Below are 21,564 nucleotides of genomic sequence, written 5' to 3'. Positions count from 1 at the left end.
TTTCATCTAAAGCTTTTTTACTAGCTTCAGTAGACATCAGTTATTCAGCTGCACTGAGTTGCTTTTTATCTTTCATCGTAAATTACTTTTTTACAAAGCTCCTTCCTTTATCTCCTCAACTATAGCAGGATCGAGCAAGGTGCTGGTATCGCCTAAATTAGCAGTATCACCTTCTGCTATTTTCCTTAAGATCCTGCGCATGATTTTGCCCGAGCGTGTTTTTGGGAGGCCACTCACAAACTGGATCTTATCCGGCCTGGCTATGGCGCCAATAATGCGCGATACGGTCATCATGATATCTTTTTTAGTCAGTTCGGCATCATCATGCAAGTTGGGGCAAACCACAAAGGCGTAAACGCCCTGGCCTTTAATGTCGTGAGGGTAACCTACCACAGCGCTTTCTACCACGCTGCTGTGCATATTAATGGCATTCTCCACCTCGGCAGTACCAATACGGTGGCCCGATACATTCAGCACGTCATCTACACGGCCGGTAATGCGGTAGTAACCATCCTCATCGCGCAAGCAACCATCGCCGGTAAAATACAGGTTAGGGTAAGTGGCAAAGTAAGTAGTGCGGCAACGCTCATGGTCGCCGTAAGTAGTTCGCAGCATACCCGGCCACGGGAACTTGATACAAAGATTGCCGCTTACGCCGTTTCCTTCTATCTCCTTACCGCTCTCATCAACCAGCACAGGCTGCACACCTGGCAATGGCAAAGTAGCGTATCCGGGCTTTAATGGGGTAACATTGGCTATAGGCGAGATCATGAAACCACCTGTTTCGGTTTGCCACCAGGTATCTACTATAGGGCAGTTACCCTTGCCGATCTTTTCATCAAACCAATGCCATGCTTCCTCGTTAAGCGGCTCGCCTACCGAGCCAAGCTTTTTAAGCGAGCTAAAATCTTTACCCTTCACCACATCATCGCCAAAACTCATTAACGAGCGGATGGCGGTTGGGGCAGTATATAATATATTTACTTTATGCTTCTCTACAATGTCCCAAAGGCGGCCAGCATCCGGCCAGGTTGGGATACCCTCGAACATTACTGATGTAGCGCCCTGTGTAAGCGGACCATAAGCGATATAGGAGTGCCCGGTAATCCAGCCGATATCTGCCGTACAAAAATAAACCTCGCCCGGCTGGTATTGGAACGCGGTACTAAAAGTATAGCCCGTATAAACCATATAACCACCACAGGTATGCACCACACCCTTGGGTTTGCCTGTTGAGCCCGATGTGTACAAAATGAACAGCATATCCTCGGCGTCCATTTCTTCGGCAGGGCATTCCGGGTTGCCTTGGGTTTCTACTTTTTTAACCTCATCTTCCCACCAAACATCACGGCCTTTTATCATAGATACCGGTGTATGACTGCGGGTAAGTACAATTACTTTTTTGATTGACGGGCATTGCACCAGCGCATCATCAATAATAGACTTCAGCGGCACTTCTTTAGTCCCGCGGAAGCTACCATCAGCAGTTATCACAATATTACATTCGGCATCCTTAATCCTATCGGCAATTGATTGCGCCGAAAAGCCACCAAATACCACCGAGTGGATAGCACCAATACGGGCACAAGCCAAAACGGCAATCGCCAGTTCGGGCACCATGGGCATATAAATACAAATGCGGTCGCCTTTCTTGGCGCCGTTATTTTTAAGCACGTTGGCAAACTGGCACACTTTATCGTGCAGTTGTTTGTAGCTTAATACGCGATGATCTTCGGCAGGGTCATTTGGTTCCCAGATAATAGCGGGGGTGTCGCCGTTCTTTTCCAGGTGGCGGTCCAGGCAGTTTTCGGTAATATTTAGCTTGGCACCTTTAAACCATTCAATTTTTGGTTCGGTAAAGTTCCAGTCTAAAACCTTGTCCCACTTCTTTTTCCATAAAAAATTATCGGCTATCTCTGCCCAAAATTGCTCGGGCTGGTCTACACTTTTTTTGTAAACCTGCTGGTACTCTTCAAATGATTTAACTTGCATGGTAGTATATAATGGTGGCGTAAATTAGTAATTTTTGTGTTAGGTGCATATTAAAAGAATAGCTTTTTAAAATATTTTAAAAAGCTCAATAACAATGAAAATATATCTTGCTAAAATGTTTTACTAAATACTAATATGCAGATTAGTTTTATTTTTGGGTTGTATTGGTTTTATAATTGAATAGCAACGATAAGAAACTTGTTTACCGTATCCTATACTTTAAGTGTACAATTGTATTTTGCAATTTATTCTATAGGTGAATTAAATAAAGCAAACGTTTGCGCTATTTTTAAAGCGAAATACAGTTTAGCAAGACCGTTAAAATATTTTTTGAAATATTTTAAAAACACCGTTGTTTATTTCAGTTAAAAAGCTGATATTTGCAAACTCTTTTTAGGAAAAGAACGAGAATTAAAAAATATTTGTCATGTCAAGAATTTGTGATTTAACAGGAAAAGGCTACATGAATGGCTTTAACGTTTCTAACTCAAACGTTAAAACTAAACGCAAGTTTTATCCAAACTTAAAACTTAAAAGGTTTTATATCCCTGAAGAAGATAAATGGATCACTCTTAAAGTATCTACTTCGGCACTTAAAACTATCACCAAAAATGGTATTACTGCTTGTATCAACAAGTTTGTAAAAAAAGGCTCTATTTAATATTAATAGATTGTTGGGGCTACGGTAAAGATGTGATATCTTAACGATTGGCAGGCAACTCAAAACATAAAAGAAAATGGCTAAGAAAGGCAACAGGGTTCAGGTAATTTTAGAATGCACAGAGCATAAAACCAGCGGCATGCCGGGTATGTCTCGTTACATTACCACCAAAAACAAAAAAAATACAACTGAAAGACTGGAAATGAAAAAATTCAACCCGGTTTTAAGGAAAGTAACTGTACACAAAGAGATTAAATAATCTAAGTTTGATTGCTGTAGGTTGCTGGTTAATATCTAACCTGTAATTGTAAGCACAACTTATAAAAACATATAAACATGGCTAAGAAAGTAGTTGCAACCCTAAAAGTACAGGGTAAAGGTAAAGAGTTTTCAAAAGTGATCACGATGAACAAATCGCCTCGTACAGGCGCTTACTCATTCAAAGAGCAGATCGTTCCAAACGATAACATTAAAGATGCTATTACTGGTAAACAGTAATCACTTTTATTAAAAATATAAAAGCCGTCTTGTTTATAACGAGAGGGCTTTTTTTGTTATGAATGGGTGTTTAATAGAAAGTTGCACGAATATGTTTATCCGGCATCAAACATCCCGCTTCGAATTGTTAATTTGCAAATCTGCACATTTAAAATCTGCACACCTGACTTATGGGATTATTTGATTTTTTCAAGAAAAAGGAAACCACGCAGCAGGAGCAGCAGGCGCTTGATACCGGCCTGGAAAAAACCAAGGACAATTTCTTCTCCAAGATAACCAAAGTAATTGCCGGTAAAAGCACCGTTGATGATGATGTGCTTGATGACCTGGAAGAAGTACTGGTAACATCTGATGTTGGCGTAAGCACCACATTAAAGATCATCGAACGCATACAGGCACGTGTTGCTAAAGACAAATACGTTAATACATCCGAACTTAACAACCTGTTGAAGGACGAAATTCAAAACCTGCTTGCCGAAAACAACAGTAACGATTTCCATACTTTTGAGTACGGCTCGCAAAAGCCATACGTAATAATGGTGGTCGGTGTTAATGGCGTAGGCAAAACTACTACCATTGGCAAGCTGGCCCACAAGCTAAAGCAAGCCGGCAACCAAGTGGTTTTAGGTGCTGCGGATACCTTCCGCGCGGCGGCGGTTGACCAGATAAAGCTTTGGGGCGAACGTGTAGATGTTAAAGTTGTAGCACAAGCCATGGGCAGCGACCCTGCCTCTGTAGCATATGATACGCTGCGTTCGGCAGTTGCCAATGGCGACGATGTGGCAATTATTGACACCGCAGGCCGTTTACATAATAAGGTAGGGTTGATGAACGAGCTTACCAAGATCAAAAATGTGATGCAAAAGGTAGTCCCCGGCGCACCGCATGAGATACTGCTTGTACTGGATGCATCAACCGGGCAAAACGCCATTGAGCAATGTAAACAGTTTACCGAAGCTACTGCTGTTAACGCCCTTGCCCTAACTAAGCTTGACGGAACGGCAAAAGGAGGGGTGGTGATAGGCATTTCGGACCAGTTTAAGATCCCGGTAAAATATATAGGCGTAGGCGAAGGTGTTGAACATTTGCAATTGTTTGACAGGAATGAATTCGTAAACAGTCTGTTCAAGTAAGAAATAAATTAGCGCTTAAGCGCTAATAAAATAAAAGCGTCATTGCGCGGTATGAAGCAATCTCTACAGAGGACAAGCCGCCTGTAAAGCAAAGAGATTACTTTATACCTCGCAATAACAGCGTGGAAATAGAGCAATGAGAACAAAAGAAATTACAAAGCCGATACTTAAAAAGAAGCCTCGTGTAAACGTGGTTACTTTGGGCTGTTCAAAAAACATATACGATAGTGAGGTACTTATGGGCCAGCTTAAGGGCAGTGCCTATGATGTGGTTCACGAGTCTGATAAAATGCGCAGCGATGATATCATCGTTATTAATACCTGTGGCTTTATAGATAATGCCAAGCAGGAATCTATAGATACCATTCTGCAATACAGCGAACTTAAAGAACAGGGCAAAGTTGGTAAGGTGATCGTTACCGGTTGCCTGAGCGAACGTTATAAGCCTGAATTAGAGGCCGAGATCACCAATGTTGACGCTTATTTCGGCACAAATGACCTTCAAAACATCCTTCAAAGCATCGGCGCCGACTACAAACACGAATTAATTGGCGAGCGTTTATTAACCACGCCATCGCACTTTGCTTACTTTAAAATTGCTGAAGGTTGTAACCGCCCATGCTCTTTCTGCGCTATTCCATTGATGCGCGGCAAACACGTAAGCACACCGATGGATCAACTGGTGAAAAACGCCGAAAGCCTGGTTAAGAATGGCACCAAAGAATTGATCCTGATAGCTCAGGACCTTACCTACTACGGCCTCGACCTATATGGCAAACGTAACCTGGATGAGTTATTGCGTCGCCTTAGCGACGTTAACGGTGTGGAATGGATCAGGATGCAGTACGCTTATCCTTCGGGCTTCCCTATGGAAGTTTTGGATGTGATGAACGAACGCGATAATATTTGCAAATACCTGGATATGCCGCTACAGCACATTACAGATAACATGCTAAAATCGATGCGCCGTGGGTTAACCAAGCAAAAAACCATTGATGTGGTGAACGAGATTCGCGACCGGGTGCCCAACATCGCCATGCGTACCACGCTGATCACCGGTTACCCCGGCGAAACGCAGCACGATTTTGAAGAAATGGCACAATGGGTAGCAGATACTAAATTTGACCGTTTGGGCTGTTTCACTTACTCTCACGAGGAAAAAACACATGCCCATAGTTTAGTTGATGATGTTCCTGAAGAAGTAAAACAGGAACGCGCCGATGCCATTATGGAAATTCAGCAAGGCATTTCTTTCGACAAAAACCAGGAGAAGATCGGCAACACTTACAAGGTGCTTATCGATAAAAAAGATGGTGGTTATTTTGTTGGCCGTACCGAATTTGATTCGCCCGAGGTAGATAACGAAGTTTTGATCGACGCGTCTATAGATTACGCGGCAGTTGGCACTTTTGTTAATGTAAAGATTGATACGGCCGAGGACTTTGACCTTTATGGACAAATTGTAAAATAAAACCAATTTTACAGGGCGCGTGTTGCTATTAAGATATTAAAATCTAATTTCGGCATTCATTTTTAGATATCTGATTTTGGTTAAATCCGAAATCGAACATCCGAAATTCACAAACAATGGACGCAGCCTGTATTGACTATAAAGAGACTGGGTATTTTTCCCAAACGGTTATCGATTATCTGGAGAACGTTCCGGAATTAAGGTCATTTTACGGCGAGCGCCCAACCCTGGAAGGCTTCGCGAAGTTTTTTGAGCACAAAAAAGTTATTGCCAACCGCGACCTGCTTGCAGAAGTTTTATTGGAACAATACTTTGGCAACTCGCAAAATGGCGAGCCGGAATTGGAATCTGCCAATTTTATCCGCAAACGCATCGAACTGCTTAAACACAACGATACATACACCGTTACCACAGGTCACCAGCTTAATATATTCACAGGGCCACTTTACTTTATTTACAAAATAGTTACCGCCATAAAATTGTGCAGGCAACTCAAAGAGGCCCATCCCGACAAGAACTTTGTACCCGTTTATTGGATGGCATCTGAAGATCATGATTTTGCCGAAATAAACTACACCAATATAGGTGGTAAAAAGGTACATTGGTGGTACGAGGCTTCTGGCGCCACAGGGCGGATCAATCCTGATACCATGCGCCAGGCGCTAAACCAATATAAAGGTGTGCTGGGAATAGACGGCCACTCGTCTGAATTGGGTGAAATGGTAGAAACCGCCTACACTAAGTTCGATCACCTTGCCGATGCTACCCGCTATTTGGTGAATGCCCTTTTTGGCCGCTATGGTCTGGTTATTATCGATGCTGATGATCATCGCCTTAAAGAGTCCTTTGCTCCTATTATCGAGCAGGATATCATCCAGCAAAACAGCTATAAAAATATTACCGCGGTTAACGAGCAATTACAAAAGCTTGGCGTGCATATCCAGGTAAACCCGCGCGAGATCAACTTCTTTTACCTGAAGGACAACCTGCGGGAGCGCCTTGTTTTTGAGAACGACCGCTACAACGTAATGAATACGGACATCAGCTTTACCGAGGCGGAGTTGAAACAGGAAATTAAGACAGCGCCTGAAAGGTTTAGTCCGAACGTGGTGATGCGCCCCTTGTATCAGGAATGCATCCTGCCAAATATAGCCTACGTAGGTGGTGGTGCCGAGGTAGTTTACTGGCTGGAGCTAAAATCAAACTTCGCCCATTATAAAGTTGATTTCCCTATCCTGATCCTGCGTAACTCTGGCCTAATTATCCGCAAGGAAACCGCCGCCAAAATAAAAAGCATGGAGCTTGCCCCTGCCGAGATCTTTAAAAGTGCCGACGAGATCAAAAACGGCTGGGTAAAAGCACACAGCAACCACGACCTCACCCTCGCCGAAGAATGGCGTGAACTGGAACGCGTTTTCGAAAAAATAAAACTACGTTCGCACAAAATAGACCCTACACTTGAGCCATCTGCAGGTGCAGTACAGGCGCGGTTAAAACACGCCATTGATAACCTGCAAAAAAAAATGGTAAAGGCCGAAAAACGCAATTACCATATCCGCCTGGAGCAGATCGAATCCATCAAAGCAGATATCTTCCCAAACAATAGCCTGCAGGAACGTTCAGAGAATTTTGGTTTGAGCTACGTAAAATGGGGCCAGCTTTTCATTGACGAACTTATCCGCAATTTTGAACCGTTAGATTTTAAGTTTACGGTGCTGACGGAGTAGGTCTCTTATTTACACGCGTCGTTACGAGGCACGAAGCAATCTCTACATAGGAATCGCCGCTCGGTGTAGCAAAGAGTTTGCTTCGTATCTCGCAATAACAGATTTTTAATTCTTTTCCTAAAAACTAAAACTCGTATCCGCATCGGGCGCGTCAAGTTTGGTGCTTTTGCGGTTACCACCAATAGTTACGTGCAGCATGTTGATCTGTTCGGGGTGTAATGCGTTCAGCAGGTCATCATGAATGTCGATCTTTTTTACAGACGAAATGCCTTTTACTTCAAAATAAGCCCACGCACCATCTTCCTGAATTTCGTAACCCAAATAGCTCAGGTTTAACACCTTGCCATCAGCACGGATGCTGAGGTGCTTTTTAACGTACTCGTTTATGAAGCGGTTAAGCTGTGCTTTATCTTTAGGTTTTACAATATCCAGGGCTACCTTATTATCTTTTTCGAGTGCGTGCTCCAGGTCGTCATAAAACATGCGGCAGCTTATTTCAACGGCTTGCGTTTTAGGGTTATGTTTAATCTCGGTAACGCTCACATAAAAGGGGTGCATCAACCCGAACCAAATAATGAATAAAGCCTGCATATTGCCTGTAAAATATATCTTTACGCAAAAAACGCTATTTTTATTGTTAAACGCTAATTAATATCCATGCAGGATTTTGGCTTATACTTTCAGCTTGGCTGGCAACACATTTGCGACTGGCAGGGCTATGACCATATACTTTTCGTTACCGTGCTTTGTGGCACCTACCTCCTTGCCGACTGGCGCAAAGTGCTGGTATTAGTAACCGCCTTCACCATTGGCCATTCCATCACTCTTGCCCTAAGCGTGTTAAAAGTGGTGAGGGCAAACACATCCCTTATAGAGTTTCTCATTCCGGTAACCATTGTGCTCACCAGTATGGTGAACATCTTTAATAAAGAACGCTCTGCCAAAACCGTCCGCTTCAGCTATTTTTTAGCGCTGATATTTGGGTTGATCCACGGGTTGGGCTTTTCTAATTATCTAAAAAGTCTGTTGGGTACCAGCACCAATATTACGGCGGAGTTATTCGCTTTTAACGTGGGATTAGAGTTTGGGCAGGTATTAATTGTACTTACGGTACTTATTTTAGCCCATGTAGTCATAAAATTACTAAAAACGCCCCGCAGGGATTGGGTGTTGTTCCTTTCATCAGCTATATTTGGGGTAGCTTTCATTATGTGCATCGAACGCTTTGTATTAATCAAATTCAGATGAAGAAAATTTACTACGTCCTTTCACTTTGTCTTTTCGCCTCTGCATCAGCGGTAGCGCAAAACGAAAACAACCCCGGCTCCAACCACGGCAACAAATTTGAACAACTGGGCACCATGATAACCGACCCCAACGAGTACCGCTCGGCATCGGGCGCGCCGGGGCCAAAATACTGGCAGCAAAAGGCCGATTACGAAATAACTGCCAAACTGGATGATGATAAGCAACGTCTTGACGGTGTGGAAACCATCACCTACACCAACAACTCGCCCGACCCGCTTACCTACCTTTGGTTACAGCTGGACGAGAACGAACATAAAAAAGATGCTGAGAACTTGAAGTTCGACGAAAGTAAAATGCAAAGCAAAATGAGCATCCTGCAGTTGCAGGGCATCATGGGCCACAACCTGGACTTGGGTAACCATATCGTGAGCATTAAAGATATTAACGGCAACCCACTTACCTACACTATTAACCAAACAATGATGCGTGTAGAGCTGCCTGCTACTTTGCAGCCGGGCCAGAAATTTAAGTTTAAAGTTATATGGTGGTATAACATCAGCGACCGCTTAACCATAGGTGGCCGTGGTGGGTACGAGTTTTTTCCCGAGGATGGCAATTACCTGTACACCATGGCGCAATGGTACCCAAGGATGGCCGTTTACAGCGATTTTCAAGGGTGGCAAAATAAACAATTTACCGGCCGTGGCGAATTTGCCCTAACGTTTGGTGATTTTAAAGTAAATATTAACGTACCTGCCGACCATATTGTTGGTGGTACAGGCCAGTGCAGCAACTACGCGCAAACGTTAACCGCGGCACAGCTAAAACGCTGGAACGACGCGCAAAACGCTACCCAACCTATTGAAGTAGTAAACCTTAACGAGGTTAAACAACTGATGAAAGGCCACTCAACCGCCCGCAAAACATGGACCTTCCACGCAGAGAACGTAAGAGACTTTGCATGGGTAAGCTCGCGAAGGATCGTTTGGGACGCCATGTCGACCCAAATTGATGGCGGTAAAAAAGTAATGGCGATGTCTTACTACGGCCCCGAAGCCTATGCTTTGTACCGCCGTTACTCAACCAAGGTTGTGGCGCATACTGTGCGTACTTATTCAAAACATACGTTCCCTTACCCATACCCGGTGGCTATTTCTGTCGAGGCATCAAACGGTATGGAGTACCCGATGATCTGCTTTAACTACGGCCGTACCGAAAAGGACGGCACCTACAGCGAGGCTACCAAAAACGGTATGATTGGTGTGATCATCCACGAAGTTGGGCATAACTTTTTCCCGATGATCGTAAACTCTGATGAGCGCCAGTGGTCATGGATGGATGAAGGCTTAAACACCTTTTGCCAGTACCTGACTGAACAGGCCTGGGACCCTAACTACCCATCGCAGCGCGGTCCGGCTTATAAGATTGTTGATTACATGAAGCTGCCAAAGAACGAGTTGGAGCCCATCATGACTAATTCCGAGAACATCGCCCGCTTTGGCCCTAATGCTTATGCTAAACCGGCAACGGCATTAAATATCCTGCGCGAAACCGTTATGGGCCGCGAACTGTTTGATTACGCCTTTAAAACTTACGCGCACCGCTGGGCGTTTAAACACCCTACCCCTGCCGACCTGTTCCGTACCATGGAAGATGCATCGGCGGTTGACCTGGATTGGTTTTGGCGCGGCTGGTTCTACGGGACCGACCCTGTTGACATATCCCTGGATAGCGTAAAATATTACCGCATCAACACCAAAAACCCGGCTAACGAAGCTACGTTCGACCGCGAACAGTTTGACCGCAATATGGAGAACATCAGCAACAAGCGTAACAAAGCCGCGGGCGATAAATTTACGGTGGAGGCCGACACCGCCCTGCAAGATTTTTACAGCAAGTGGGACAGGTTTGCCGCTACGCCGATGACCACCCAAAGCTATCAGGCTATGTACAACGGCTTAAGTGCGGACGAAAAGAAAATGTACGATACCAAAAATTTCTTTTACGAGCTTAGCTTGACCAACCGTGGAGGCTGTGTATCGCCATTAATTATAGAGTGGACGTATGCTGATGGCAGTAAAGAAACCGAAAAGATCTCGGCCTACATATGGCGCCATAACGAACAAAAAATAACCAAGGTATTCGCTAAAAACAAAGAGGTGCGCTCCATCAAACTCGACCCTGAACGCGAAACCGCCGACATTGACGAAGGCAACAACAGTTGGCCAAAGGAGTTTGCACCAACACGTTTCGAGCTGTTTAAACAGCAAACCCTGCCACGTGGTGCTACAAGCGGAGCCAACCCAATGCAGGAATCAAGAAAAACCACGCAATAGCAAAAAGCCTCCCGAAATATTTCGGGAGGCTTTTATATCGGTTTCTGTACCTAATCTCTACACCGTTTATTAGTTAACCAGCGTTATATTAAACTTAACGTTGGTAATGATTTTGCTTGCAAAAACAGGATCAAAGCCGTCTAATGAACCTTTAGGGTGCCATTAAAAGCACCCTGAATATTAGTTGGCTTCGCAACAGAAATTGCAACTTTTACGATATTCGAAACATCTCCGTTATTGGTAAGGCCGATTCGTTTGATGTTGTATATTTTACAACGGGCTTATCCGCATCATAGGCGTTACTTCCGTTTAAAGAACCGGTAACACCTGAAACTTTTTATCAAATGTTATTAATGTACCATCGATATTGGCAGTAATGGTCGCAGATGATGCAACATTATTGTCATCATTTTTAGTACAGGAACTAAATGCTACAGTGCCAAGTGCTACTGCTGATAGCATCAACGTTTTGAAAAGTTTAATAGTGTGTAAATGTTTTAATTACAAGTATGTGTATATTCTTAAACGCTACACACAAATTAAGCCATAAAGGCAACATTTACAAAGCAGCAGAGCACAGAGGTTAACTAAATCTCACAAAAGAAACATCCATGCCCTCTGCTATATTTTTAGAATGGTGGAGGGCCGCTAAGCCCACCACCCATTGGGCTGCTTACTGTATAAAGATGTAAGCTTTGTTGCCGTACTCTTCGTACACGTGCAATTGTTTGGTTATGGTAGTATTGTTGTTGTTAACGGTTACGGTGTAGTTACCATTCTCCAATTCAGACAGGTTGTAGGCTTTCTCAACCGATTTCCCTCTGCCTAAATTATCAGCTAATATTACGTTGTTGTTTTTATCGGTGATGGTAACGGTTGCCTTTGCCGCGTTTTGGATACTCACGCCGAAACCTAATGCGGTGCGCATGGCCTGGATAACAACGGTGCCGTTTTCGTCGACCTCATTTTTAAATGTTTTGGCAGGTGATGCTGCGAATAAACCGGTGCTTAATACTAATAATAATGCTGCTAATGTGAATGACTTTTTCATGATGTTTTTTTTTAAATATGTTTTTTAAATTTTTGTTATTGACTTTCAATACCCAAAGAAACAGCGGTTTATGCAAATAAAAAAACGCGATAGACCGGCAGCAAAAAGAAGTAGACGAAGGGCGGATTTTGGTCTTTAAAAGTCGGTTTGTGGTGATAAATAACGCCTGGACTACCTACAACGGTTCAAAAGAGGTGCCCGTCGGTAAACTTTACCCGCCTGTAGATTTTAATTGGCATTATGGCTATATCCTTTGTAATATTGTGATATCCTGTTAATTATAAACCCAAGCAAAATGATAGTTCAAAAATCTAAAAGCAAGCTGGTAAGCATCCTTATCCAAACCCTAATATGGGTGGTGCTGGGCATTGTATTGCTGTTTAATCAACCCATTGGCTGGGGTATTGAGGTACCTCACGAATTTTGGGTAAAGCAGAATTACACTTTTGGGCTATTGATCGCAGCATACTATTTAAATGCTTACTATCTCGTTCCCAAGTTTTTACTCAAGAACCGTATAGGTTTTTATTTCCTATCGGCTATATTGGTCGTAGCTGTAATCATGATCACCACCAGTTGGTTAGACAGATATTTGGAACTACCGCGCCTTTTCCGCGAAGCCTTTATGAAAATGGGGCCATCCAAAGGTGGCACACGCAAGCATCACGGTTACGATATACTTACCCTGGCTATTTCTGCATTGGTGATAGGCATCAGCACAAGTATCACCACCACACAGATCTGGCAGAAGGACAAGCAGCGCCACCAGGAGATGGAGCAGGAAAAAATAAGCTCGGAGCTGTCATTCCTTAAAGCGCAAATCAATCCACATTTCTTTTTCAATACCCTTAATAACATCTACGCGCTTACGGTAGTGAATGTAGAAACATCACGCACTGCCATTCACCAGCTTTCGCGCATGATGCGTTATGTGCTTTACGACACCCAAAACAGTACCGCCTTACTCAGCCAGGAAATTGCCTTTATAAAAGATTACATCAATTTGATGCAATTGCGCCTAACTGAAAGGGTAACCGTAAATTTCATCCCTCCAAGCCCTTTAAAGGATTTTGCCATAGCGCCTATGCTGTTCCTCACTTTTGTAGAAAACGCCTTTAAACACGGCGTGAGCGATACTCAGGCCAGCACCATTGAGGTGATTATCGAACAGAATAACAACAAAGTAAACCTGATGGTGAAGAACGGCATCTTTAAAACCCAAGGTACCAATATCGAAGAGAACCAGGGCATTGGTTTAAATAATACCATCCGCAGGTTAGACCTGCTATACCCCGGCAAATACACTTTAAAAGTGGCTGAGAGCACCGATGATAATACGTACCTTGTTAACTTAACCATCAACCTGTAAGCACCATGACCATAAATTGCATCGCTGTTGATGACGAACCCTTAGCCCTAGGGCTCATATGCGCTTTTATTGAGCAAACACCTTTCCTTAACCTGGTTGGCCGCTACGGCAGCGCCGTGGAGGCTTTAGGTGGATTGCAGGGCCACAAGGTAGACTTAATATTTTTGGATATCCAGATGCCCAACTTGAACGGTATCGAGCTTGCCCGAGTGCTGGACAGTCGCGGACCAAACAAGCCCCGCATTATTTTCACCACGGCATATAACCAGTTCGCGTTGGAGGGGTACAAAGTGGATGCGTTGGATTACCTGCTAAAACCTTTCAATTACGAGGAGTTTTTGCACGCCGCAAACAAGGCCCTGGCTTATGTAGAATTGGTGAATAAGTCTAATGCTACACCTACAGTATTAGAAACTCCCGCAGCTGCACCCGAACGCGTAGAAGATGATTACCTGTTTGTAAAAGTGGAGTATCAGTTGGTACGAATAGCCCTCAGCGATATTTTATATATGGAAAGCCTGAAAGATTACGTAAAGATCTTTTTGAAAGATACCGAAAAGGCCATCCTCACCCTCAGCAGTCTGAAAGCGCTGGAAGAAAAGCTACCTGCCAAACGTTTTATGCGGGTACACCGCTCTTACATCGTATCGTTAAATAAGATCAACTCTATCACCCGTAACGCCCTGCACATTGGCAAAATTAACATCGCCATTGGCGACCAGTATAAGGATGAGTTCAGTAAGTTTTTAAGTAAGTGGGTGTAAGCCGCCGTTGTCATTTCGAAACGATAGTAAGAAATCTTGTTATTCTATGCAAGTCGTCCACTTGTCTATCTAACAAGATTTATCTATGATGAGCTCCTTACGGTCGGTTCTCCTTGTACCTCGTTTGAAATGACACTTTGATTATTTCTATTTAAACCAAAGCCCTCATATCACCGTTTATCATATAATGAACATCCAGAAAATAACATTTGGCAACGGCTGCTTTTGGTGTACGGAGGCTATCTTTCAACACCTGAAAGGTGTAATATCGGTAGCATCCGGCTACACCGGAGGGCATACTGCAAACCCAACCTATATGGAAATCAGCAATGGTAAAACCGGCCATACTGAAGCGATTGAGGTTGAATATAATGCCAATGAACTTTCATTTAATGAACTGCTGCTGATCTTCTTTAAAACGCACAACCCCACACTGCTAAACCGACAGGGCGGCGATGTGGGCACGCAATACCGCTCTGCCATATTTTACAATATCGAAGAGCAAAAACAGCAAGCCGACGCCATGATCAAGAAATTGACCAACGAACAGGTTTTTGACAGACCCATTGTAACCGAACTTAGTCCTTTAAGCGAATTTTATAAGGCCGAAGATCACCTTCAAAATTATTATAATAATAACCCCCTGAAGCCTTACTGCGCCTTGGTGATCCAGCCCAAATTAAATAAGTTTGTGAAGGAATTTACCAATAAAATAAAGCCAGAGCTTTTGTAACCGGTTAAACGCATTTACATGAAAAGATCACTAACCGCGCTAGTAGCCGGCACTATTTTATTAGCCGCCTGTTCAACCCCAAAAAAAACCGAAAGTACCGCTTACATCGCCAACAATGGCAAAGTTTGGGCCTCGGTATGGCAGCAGCGTTCGGCGGAGTATAAAGCACTTTGTTTCCAGGCTTACAACACCGCCAAATGGCGCTTGGATGAAGCGCTAAAAAACCCGGGCAGCAAGCCATTGGCTGTAGTTACCGATATTGATGAGACCGTTTTAGATAATAGTCCTTATGATGCCATGCGCGCTGCCAATAATCAGGAATATAGCCTTGCCACATGGAAAGTATGGACGGCCAAAGCTGAGGCTGATACCGTGCCGGGCGCACCCGCGTTTTTTAAATACGCGGCATCAAAAGGTGTAGCCGTATTTTACATTACCAACCGCGATGAGGACGAACGCGCGGGAACCATTAAAAACCTGCAGCGTTATAATATGCCAAATACTGATAACGAGCATGCGCTGTTAAGACAAACCGCATCCAGTAAAGAAACCCGCCGCCAACAGGTGCTGAAGAATTATAATATCGTACTCCTTTGCGGCGATAACCTGCCCGATTTTGATGCCCTTTACGATAATAAACCCAATGAAATGAACCGGTCTGCTGCTACCGGGCAATTGAAAAAAGAGTTTGGCAATAAATATATTGTGATCCCTAATCCCTCATACGGCGATTTTGAAGGTTCGCTTTTCAATTACAACTATAAGCTAAGCGGCGCGCAAAAGGACTCGATTATTAGGGCAAAGGTAAAGGTGGATAGACAGTAGCCATATTAAGTTTTTGTTAAGCCCTCTTCATTTACCAAGGCGTTACGTACTTTTGGGTACACAGCCTTGATATGAAACAACTATTTTTACTTGGAATCCTTACTTTTACCTTAACGGTTACCGCATCAGCACAAAACAAACCCGGTAAACAGCCAACCGGCCAGGTACTTTTGCCTAACGGGTGGAAACTTAGTCCGGCCGGCCGCTCGTTACCCTTGGGCGATCTGCCGCTTAACATTCAATTATCTGCTTCGGGCAAATTACTTGCCGTAACCAACAACGGCCAAAGCACACAATCGTTACAATTGATAGATCCGCGAAGCGAGACATTGCTGGACCAGCAGGAATTAAAAAAATCCTGGTACGGCATCGCGTTTAGTAGCAATGAAAAAAAGCTCTATGCATCCGGCGGTAACGATAACTGCATCTTAACGTTTAACATCAATAACAATAAATTAGGGATACCCGATACCATTAAACTTGGCGCCCCCTGGCCAAAAAACAAAATATGCCCAACAGGTATAGCCGTAAATAAAGCAAATACCCGCCTATATACGGTTACTAAAGAAGATAGCTCACTTTATGTGATCAATCCCGGCAACAATGTTGTCATCAATAAAGTAAAGCTGCCTGCCGAAGCCTATAGCTGCGTTTTATCGCCCGATGGCAAAACACTGTACATATCATTATGGGGAGGTGATAAAGTAGCCTTTTATAATACTGTTGAGCAAAAGCTAAGCTTTATTAAAACCGGCAGCCACCCTAATGAGTTGTTGCTTAATAAAAAGGGTTCGCTCCTTTTTGTAGCCAACGCTAACGACAACTCGGTTTCAGTGATCAGCACAGCTACACGCAAAATTTTAGAAACGGTTGCCACATCCTTATACCCTACGCATTTAACAGGCTCTACAACTAATGGCTTCGCGTTATCTGCAAACGAAAAAACAATTTACATAGCCAATGCCGATAACAATTGCCTGGCTGTTTTTGATGTAGCTAACCCGGGCAACAGTAAAAGCCTGGGTTTCATCCCCGTAGGCTGGTATCCTACCAATGTTAAGGTTTTAAATAAAAAGATCCTGGTTTCTAACGGAAAAGGGTTTACATCTATGGCTAACCCGCAGGGCCCGCAGCCGTTTAAAAAGGTTGATAACAGCGGCTACCAAACAGGGGCTACCAACAGCCGAGACCAATATATTGGCGGGCTATTTAAAGGCACCCTATCATTTATTGACGCGCCAAACGATATTCAGCTTAAAGCATATACCAAACAGGTTTACGCCAACACACCTTTCAACACCAAAACCACCGCGAAAGCAAATGGCGAAAATGGCAACCCAATACCGCGCCGAAAAGGCGAAAAATCGCCCATTAAACACGTTTTTTATATCATCAAAGAAAACCGCACGTATGACCAGGTGATGGGCGATGTTACAGCCGGAAACGGTGATACCTCCCTATGTATTTTTGGCAAACAAGTAACCCCAAACCATCACGCTATAGCAAATGATTTTGTGCTGATGGACAACTTTTATGTAGACGCAGAGGTTAGCGCCGATGGCCACAACTGGAGCATGGCAGCATACGCTACCGATTATACTGAAAAAACATGGCCAACCAGCTACGGTGGCCGCGGCGGAACTTACGATTACGAGGGTACCCGCAAAATAGCATACCCGCGCGATGGCTACATCTGGGATTATTGTAAGCGTGCCGGGGTAAGCTACAGAACGTATGGCGAGTTTGTTACCGATGGTGAACCTTCAAAAGCCAGCCTAAAATCGCTTGAAGGGCATTATTGCAAGCAGTCGCCGGGCTTTGATATGGATGTAAAAGACGTTACCCGTGTAGCTATCTGGAAGCACGATTTCGACTCGTTATTAACCATTAATGCTGTGCCACAATTTAACAGCATCCGTATTTCTAACGATCATACCAGCGGGCAAAAAAAAGGTGCTTTTACACCTATCGCCTGTGTTGCCGATAATGACCTTGCCATCGGTCAATTTTTAGAACATTTATCTAAAAGCAGTATCTGGAAAGAATCGGTTGTGTTTATATTGGAAGATGACGCCCAAAACGGCCCCGACCACATAGATGCGCACCGCTCACCGGTTTTTGTTGCCGGGCCGTATGTTAAACGGAATGTGGTTAATCATAACATGTATTCTACATCCGGCGTACTGCGCACCATCGAACTTATTTTGGGCCTGCCGCCTATGAGCCAGTATGATGCCGCCGCCGTACCATTGTACGATTGCTTTACAGCTACCCCAAACCTGCAGCCCTACACCGCTAAACCTGCGGAGGTTGACCTGGAAAAACGCAACGTAGCCGTTAATAAAAGCAGTGCCCGGTCGGCAGCGTTTAATTTAAAAGAAGCCGATGCAGCACCCGACCTTGACCTGAACGAGGTAGTGTGGAAATCTGTTAAAGGGGAAGATGCCGTAATGCCGGCCCCTAAGCGCAGTGCCTTTGTAATTTTGGAAAAAAAGAAACATGACGACGATTAAATTGTTAAGTTAGCCTAAACCAAAAAAAACGTAATGACTATCCTTGAGAATGAATTTTTAAAGGTTAACATAGACAGCAAGGGCGCACAATTAAGCTCGTTATTGAATAAAGAAGCCTGTGTTGAACAAATGTGGCAGGCCAACCCTGATGTTTGGGGCTACCACGCGCCAAACCTGTTCCCTATTGTAGGCGGATTGCTGAACAACCAACTGCATGTAGATGGACAAACCCATCCAATGAGCAGGCATGGCTTTGCACGTACTTCGGAATTTATTGTTTTGGAAAGCGATGACGCGCATGCAGGCTTCTCGCTTCCATATTCGGAAAAAACACTGGCAGTGTATCCATATAAATTCGATTTTCAGGTGCTGTACACATTGATAGATAACGCACTTAGGATCACTTATAAACTCATTAATCGCGATAAAAAACCTGTTTATTTTTCGGTTGGCGGGCACCCCGCGTTTAACGTACCTTTTAACGCGGGCGAAAAATATGAGGATTATTACATTGAGTTTGAAACGCAGGAAAACCTGCAAAGCCATGAGCTTAATAAAGACGGCCTTTTTAACGGCGAAACACATCCCGTACCCACTCCAAACAAGCAGCTTGCCCTAACCCGCGACCTGTTTGCCGCAGACGCCCTGGTGTTTAAAAACCTAAAATCGCGCATGGTGACTATCAAAAGCACCAAACACAATCAATCACTTTCGGTAGAGTTCCCACATTTTAACTACCTGGGCTTGTGGTCTAAACCTGGTGCCGATTTTTTATGTATCGAGCCATGGCTGGGCTGCGCGGATAGCGCCGGTGAATCAAAGGATATTACCGTTAAAGAGAATATACAAAAAGTGGTTGCAGGCCATGTTTTTGAGGCATCTTTTTATATAAGTGTATAAAAACTTAACATTTTTTTAGCTTTTTTAAAACATTTGATTTGTTTTTAAGCTTATCTGTAAAATAACGTTTTACAACATTACAACTATGAAAAAGAAAATCTATTTAATTGCCATGACGATGCTACTGACTGTAGCTGCCTTTAACAGTAACGCTGCTACAATTAACGACAAGAAAGACGTTTACAAAGAAGCTGCTGCCAACATGACCAAAGAGCAGAAAGAAGCTCGTGTTGAAGAAATAAAGCTACGGGTTAACGAGATCAAATCAATGGATAAATCTCAATTGAACAAAGCTGAAAAGAAAGAATTAAAATCTGAATTGAAAGAACTAAAATCAGAAGCCCAGGCTATGGGTGGCGGTGGCGTTTACCTTTCAATTGGTGCAATCATCATCATCATCTTAGTGTTGATCCTAATCTTGTAATTATCTCAAGACATTTACAAATAAACAAGGGCGCCAAAATGGTGCCCTTGTTTATTTGTAAATCATTCCAGGATTATTCTTTAATAACCTGGTTTAATTCGGAATGGTCAAGGGTCGACAATTCGGCATGGCCGCCTTTTAGCTGGTCGAACACTACCACTTCGTTAACTCCCTTCTTTAACCATGCGGCAGGTACATATAAAGTTTGCTGCGGGCCAATGTTCCAGTATTTGCCCAGGTTATGCCCGTTTATAAATACAAAGCCTTTACCAAAGTTTTTCATGTCAAGGTAAGTATCAACTACTCCGCGTAGCGAAAACGTGCCGCGGTAGAGGGCTGGTTGTAATTCAGCTTGATTTTGCACAGGCAGATATTTAAATCCTGCCGTTGTTGTAAACGGTAACTTATACATTTTCCAGCCAAGCAATTCCTGTCCGTTTAAAGTTACTTTTTCGGTGATTCCCTGGCGGTTATCGGTCAAATATGGGCCGTAATTAATACGTCCATTGTTCTCTACCAAAATATCCAGTACGCTGTTTGGTGTGGTACTGTTCAATTGCAGCGAATCCAGCCTTAAACGGCGGTCTAATACTCTGATGCGATTGCCGTTTAAATACACCGTCGCATAATCTCTTAGCTCTTTAATTTTCAATAGGCCATTCGCAGCATTTTGTAATGTGGTACGATAAAGTACAAAGCCGTAACCCTGGTCAATATCCTCAAAACTCATTGGCCTTTCAGCTTCCACAGGTTTGCCCAAATTGCTAAACAGGTTTGCTACACCGCTAAATTTAATTACCTCTAAACCAAAGGTGCGGTGTTTGCGCTCGGGTACATCCGGCAGGGTTTGTCCTGCAGGCAGGTGCTTGGCTATAACTGCTCTTAACTTGTAATATTTTGGCGTAGGGTTGCCCGCTTCGTCTAGCGGGGCATCGTAATCATAACTTGATGTTTGAGGGGCGTAAGCTTCGGTACGGCTCATGTTTGCACCATTCATAAAATCGCGCGTGGTACCGCCGTGAAACATATACATATTGATAGAGATACCTGCCGATAAAACCTCATCCAGTTTTTTGGAGTCTTCATCGGCATTGCTGCCATTGTGCGGCTTGCCCCAGCTATCAAACCATCCCGGGTACCATTCGGCTATATAATATGGGCCTTTGCCGTTGTGGTATTTATTGATCAGCTCTTTTACTTTGGCCGGGTTATCTTCGCCGTTTACCGCAGGTAAAAAGCCCGGTAAATATCCCGCGGGCATCTGGGTTGCACCATCGCAGGTAAATAACAGGCCGTCAAACCCTGCGTCGCGGAAAATCTTTTCGTTTTGAGCCAGATACTCCTTATCGTTACTGAACGAGCCGTATTCGTTCTCTATCTGCACCATCAGGATGTTACCGCCATGGTTTACCTGCAGCGGCGCCAGTTGCTTGCCCACCTCCATCATATAATTACGATAGGCGTTAATAAAGGCGGGCTCTTTACTGCGCACCTTAAGGGTTTTATCTTTCAACAGCCACCATGGGTAACCGCCAAATTCCCATTCGGCGCAAACGTAAGGGCTTGGGCGCATTACTACCCACATTCCTTCTTCTTTGGCTATGCGTACAAATTCGGCTATATCATTATTTCCTGTAAAATCGTACTTACCCTGCACAGGTTCGTGCGCGTTCCAAAAAACGTAGGTACCAATCGTATTTAAGCCCATGGCTTTGGCCATCTTAATACGCTCGCGCCACAATTCGCGGGGGATGCGGGTATAATGCATCTCGCCCGAGATCATTTGCAGGGGTTTTCCATCCAGCAAAAAATCGTTATCGCCAAAGGCGAAAGTATGGCTTACCTCCTGCGCATTAACTGATGTAACGCCGCTAAACAACAGGGCGCAATAAACTAATATTCTCTTCAACATAGTTTTT

The 21,564-nt window shown here is 43.8% G+C and carries 20 protein-coding genes; 15 read left to right on the top strand and 5 right to left on the bottom strand.

Annotated features, from left to right (window positions below; genetic code table 11):
- Positions 1 to 90: 90 nt before the first annotated feature.
- On the bottom strand, positions 91 to 1,992 hold the full coding sequence (gene acs, locus NAF17_RS00435; protein WP_252756002.1) for an acetate--CoA ligase: 1,902 nt from the start codon (positions 1,990 to 1,992) through the stop codon (positions 91 to 93).
- A 427-nt stretch (positions 1,993 to 2,419) separates the two neighbouring features.
- On the opposite strand from acs, the gene rpmB reads away from it, so the two are divergent.
- The 6 genes from rpmB (at position 2,420) to bshC (ending at position 7,482) form a co-directional block, all read left to right on the top strand.
- Complete coding sequence (rpmB, locus tag NAF17_RS00430; protein ID WP_067063465.1) at positions 2,420 to 2,653, top strand: 50S ribosomal protein L28; 234 nt, start codon at positions 2,420 to 2,422, stop codon at positions 2,651 to 2,653.
- Positions 2,654 to 2,729: 76 nt separating this feature from the next.
- Complete coding sequence (gene rpmG / locus NAF17_RS00425; RefSeq protein ID WP_067063463.1) at positions 2,730 to 2,912, top strand: 50S ribosomal protein L33; 183 nt, start codon at positions 2,730 to 2,732, stop codon at positions 2,910 to 2,912.
- A gap of 77 nt (positions 2,913 to 2,989) precedes the next feature.
- Positions 2,990 to 3,151: a DUF4295 domain-containing protein gene (locus NAF17_RS00420; protein WP_252756001.1), complete on the top strand. Its 162-nt coding sequence runs from the start codon at positions 2,990 to 2,992 to the stop codon at positions 3,149 to 3,151.
- A gap of 170 nt (positions 3,152 to 3,321) precedes the next feature.
- Positions 3,322 to 4,284: a signal recognition particle-docking protein FtsY gene (gene ftsY, locus NAF17_RS00415; RefSeq protein WP_252756000.1), complete on the top strand. Its 963-nt coding sequence runs from the start codon at positions 3,322 to 3,324 to the stop codon at positions 4,282 to 4,284.
- Between the two features lie 136 nt (positions 4,285 to 4,420).
- Positions 4,421 to 5,755, top strand: coding sequence for a 30S ribosomal protein S12 methylthiotransferase RimO (rimO, locus tag NAF17_RS00410; RefSeq protein WP_252755999.1), 1,335 nt, complete (start codon positions 4,421 to 4,423; stop codon positions 5,753 to 5,755).
- A 116-nt stretch (positions 5,756 to 5,871) separates the two neighbouring features.
- Positions 5,872 to 7,482 carry a bacillithiol biosynthesis cysteine-adding enzyme BshC gene (gene bshC / locus NAF17_RS00405; protein WP_252755998.1) on the top strand — a complete coding sequence of 537 codons (1,611 nt, stop codon included), beginning with the start codon at positions 5,872 to 5,874 and terminating at the stop codon, positions 7,480 to 7,482.
- A 117-nt stretch (positions 7,483 to 7,599) separates the two neighbouring features.
- Here the strand turns inward: bshC and NAF17_RS00400 are convergent, their stop codons facing one another.
- On the bottom strand, positions 7,600 to 8,073 hold the full coding sequence (locus NAF17_RS00400; protein WP_252755997.1) for a DUF6702 family protein: 474 nt from the start codon (positions 8,071 to 8,073) through the stop codon (positions 7,600 to 7,602).
- A gap of 66 nt (positions 8,074 to 8,139) precedes the next feature.
- Between NAF17_RS00400 and NAF17_RS00395 the strand changes: the two genes are divergently transcribed.
- Both NAF17_RS00395 and NAF17_RS00390 read left to right on the top strand, forming a co-directional pair.
- Positions 8,140 to 8,730, top strand: a complete 591-nt coding sequence (locus NAF17_RS00395) for a HupE/UreJ family protein (RefSeq protein WP_252755996.1) — start codon at positions 8,140 to 8,142, stop codon at positions 8,728 to 8,730.
- Positions 8,727 to 11,066, top strand: a complete 2,340-nt coding sequence (locus NAF17_RS00390) for a M1 family metallopeptidase (RefSeq protein WP_252755995.1) — start codon at positions 8,727 to 8,729, stop codon at positions 11,064 to 11,066. The genes NAF17_RS00395 and NAF17_RS00390 overlap by 4 nt, the downstream gene beginning before the upstream one ends.
- A gap of 309 nt (positions 11,067 to 11,375) precedes the next feature.
- On the opposite strand, the gene NAF17_RS00385 is transcribed toward NAF17_RS00390, so the two are convergent.
- Both NAF17_RS00385 and NAF17_RS00380 read right to left on the bottom strand, forming a co-directional pair.
- Positions 11,376 to 11,528, bottom strand: coding sequence for a hypothetical protein (locus tag NAF17_RS00385; RefSeq protein ID WP_252755994.1), 153 nt, complete (start codon positions 11,526 to 11,528; stop codon positions 11,376 to 11,378).
- Between the two features lie 211 nt (positions 11,529 to 11,739).
- Positions 11,740 to 12,117: a T9SS type A sorting domain-containing protein gene (locus NAF17_RS00380; RefSeq protein WP_252755993.1), complete on the bottom strand. Its 378-nt coding sequence runs from the start codon at positions 12,115 to 12,117 to the stop codon at positions 11,740 to 11,742.
- Between the two features lie 295 nt (positions 12,118 to 12,412).
- Between NAF17_RS00380 and NAF17_RS00375 the strand changes: the two genes are divergently transcribed.
- The 7 genes from NAF17_RS00375 to NAF17_RS00345 all read left to right on the top strand — a co-directional run bounded on the left by NAF17_RS00375 (position 12,413) and on the right by NAF17_RS00345 (position 19,645).
- Positions 12,413 to 13,486 carry a sensor histidine kinase gene (locus NAF17_RS00375; protein ID WP_252755992.1) on the top strand — a complete coding sequence of 358 codons (1,074 nt, stop codon included), beginning with the start codon at positions 12,413 to 12,415 and terminating at the stop codon, positions 13,484 to 13,486.
- A gap of 5 nt (positions 13,487 to 13,491) precedes the next feature.
- Positions 13,492 to 14,250: a LytR/AlgR family response regulator transcription factor gene (locus NAF17_RS00370; protein ID WP_252755991.1), complete on the top strand. Its 759-nt coding sequence runs from the start codon at positions 13,492 to 13,494 to the stop codon at positions 14,248 to 14,250.
- 187 nt (positions 14,251 to 14,437) lie between these two features.
- Entirely contained in the window at positions 14,438 to 14,983 is a 546-nt protein-coding gene (msrA, locus tag NAF17_RS00365; protein ID WP_252755990.1) for a peptide-methionine (S)-S-oxide reductase MsrA, read from the top strand.
- Positions 14,984 to 15,001: 18 nt separating this feature from the next.
- Entirely contained in the window at positions 15,002 to 15,808 is an 807-nt protein-coding gene (locus tag NAF17_RS00360; RefSeq protein WP_252755989.1) for a 5'-nucleotidase, lipoprotein e(P4) family, read from the top strand.
- Positions 15,809 to 15,879: 71 nt separating this feature from the next.
- Entirely contained in the window at positions 15,880 to 18,321 is a 2,442-nt protein-coding gene (locus NAF17_RS00355; RefSeq protein ID WP_252755988.1) for a bifunctional YncE family protein/alkaline phosphatase family protein, read from the top strand.
- A gap of 33 nt (positions 18,322 to 18,354) precedes the next feature.
- Entirely contained in the window at positions 18,355 to 19,221 is an 867-nt protein-coding gene (locus NAF17_RS00350; RefSeq protein WP_252755987.1) for an aldose 1-epimerase family protein, read from the top strand.
- Positions 19,222 to 19,306: 85 nt separating this feature from the next.
- Positions 19,307 to 19,645, top strand: a complete 339-nt coding sequence (locus tag NAF17_RS00345; protein ID WP_252755986.1) for a hypothetical protein — start codon at positions 19,307 to 19,309, stop codon at positions 19,643 to 19,645.
- 73 nt (positions 19,646 to 19,718) lie between these two features.
- Here NAF17_RS00345 and NAF17_RS00340 read toward each other — a convergent pair whose 3' ends face one another.
- Positions 19,719 to 21,557 carry a glycoside hydrolase family 35 protein gene (locus NAF17_RS00340; RefSeq protein ID WP_252755985.1) on the bottom strand — a complete coding sequence of 613 codons (1,839 nt, stop codon included), beginning with the start codon at positions 21,555 to 21,557 and terminating at the stop codon, positions 19,719 to 19,721.
- Positions 21,558 to 21,564 lie beyond the last annotated feature (7 nt).

The organism is Mucilaginibacter aurantiaciroseus (assembly GCF_024055595.1).
Taxonomy (GTDB): Bacteria; Bacteroidota; Bacteroidia; order Sphingobacteriales; family Sphingobacteriaceae; genus Mucilaginibacter; species Mucilaginibacter aurantiaciroseus.
The sequence above is the reverse complement of the archived record's forward strand: the minus strand, read 5'-3'. Positions and strand labels throughout refer to the sequence as shown.

Excerpts from the sequence above, each read along its gene's own strand:
- NAF17_RS00350 (WP_252755987.1), top strand. The coding sequence starts at position 18,355 with ATGACTATCCTTGAGAATGAATTTTTAAAGGTTAACATAGACAGCAAG.
- bshC (WP_252755998.1), top strand. The coding sequence starts at position 5,872 with ATGGACGCAGCCTGTATTGACTATAAAGAGACTGGGTATTTTTCCCAA.
- NAF17_RS00395 (WP_252755996.1), top strand. The coding sequence starts at position 8,140 with ATGCAGGATTTTGGCTTATACTTTCAGCTTGGCTGGCAACACATTTGC.
- NAF17_RS00345 (WP_252755986.1), top strand. The coding sequence starts at position 19,307 with ATGAAAAAGAAAATCTATTTAATTGCCATGACGATGCTACTGACTGTA.
- NAF17_RS00340 (WP_252755985.1), bottom strand. The coding sequence starts at position 21,557 with ATGTTGAAGAGAATATTAGTTTATTGCGCCCTGTTGTTTAGCGGCGTT.
- rimO (WP_252755999.1), top strand. The coding sequence starts at position 4,421 with ATGAGAACAAAAGAAATTACAAAGCCGATACTTAAAAAGAAGCCTCGT.
- NAF17_RS00380 (WP_252755993.1), bottom strand. The coding sequence starts at position 12,117 with ATGAAAAAGTCATTCACATTAGCAGCATTATTATTAGTATTAAGCACC.
- NAF17_RS00400 (WP_252755997.1), bottom strand. The coding sequence starts at position 8,073 with ATGCAGGCTTTATTCATTATTTGGTTCGGGTTGATGCACCCCTTTTAT.
- NAF17_RS00355 (WP_252755988.1), top strand. The coding sequence starts at position 15,880 with ATGAAACAACTATTTTTACTTGGAATCCTTACTTTTACCTTAACGGTT.
- NAF17_RS00420 (WP_252756001.1), top strand. The coding sequence starts at position 2,990 with ATGGCTAAGAAAGTAGTTGCAACCCTAAAAGTACAGGGTAAAGGTAAA.
- rpmG (WP_067063463.1), top strand. The coding sequence starts at position 2,730 with ATGGCTAAGAAAGGCAACAGGGTTCAGGTAATTTTAGAATGCACAGAG.
- NAF17_RS00370 (WP_252755991.1), top strand. The coding sequence starts at position 13,492 with ATGACCATAAATTGCATCGCTGTTGATGACGAACCCTTAGCCCTAGGG.
- rpmB (WP_067063465.1), top strand. The coding sequence starts at position 2,420 with ATGTCAAGAATTTGTGATTTAACAGGAAAAGGCTACATGAATGGCTTT.
- ftsY (WP_252756000.1), top strand. The coding sequence starts at position 3,322 with ATGGGATTATTTGATTTTTTCAAGAAAAAGGAAACCACGCAGCAGGAG.
- NAF17_RS00360 (WP_252755989.1), top strand. The coding sequence starts at position 15,002 with ATGAAAAGATCACTAACCGCGCTAGTAGCCGGCACTATTTTATTAGCC.
- NAF17_RS00385 (WP_252755994.1), bottom strand. The coding sequence starts at position 11,528 with ATGCTATCAGCAGTAGCACTTGGCACTGTAGCATTTAGTTCCTGTACT.
- msrA (WP_252755990.1), top strand. The coding sequence starts at position 14,438 with ATGAACATCCAGAAAATAACATTTGGCAACGGCTGCTTTTGGTGTACG.
- NAF17_RS00390 (WP_252755995.1), top strand. The coding sequence starts at position 8,727 with ATGAAGAAAATTTACTACGTCCTTTCACTTTGTCTTTTCGCCTCTGCA.
- acs (WP_252756002.1), bottom strand. The coding sequence starts at position 1,992 with ATGCAAGTTAAATCATTTGAAGAGTACCAGCAGGTTTACAAAAAAAGT.
- NAF17_RS00375 (WP_252755992.1), top strand. The coding sequence starts at position 12,413 with ATGATAGTTCAAAAATCTAAAAGCAAGCTGGTAAGCATCCTTATCCAA.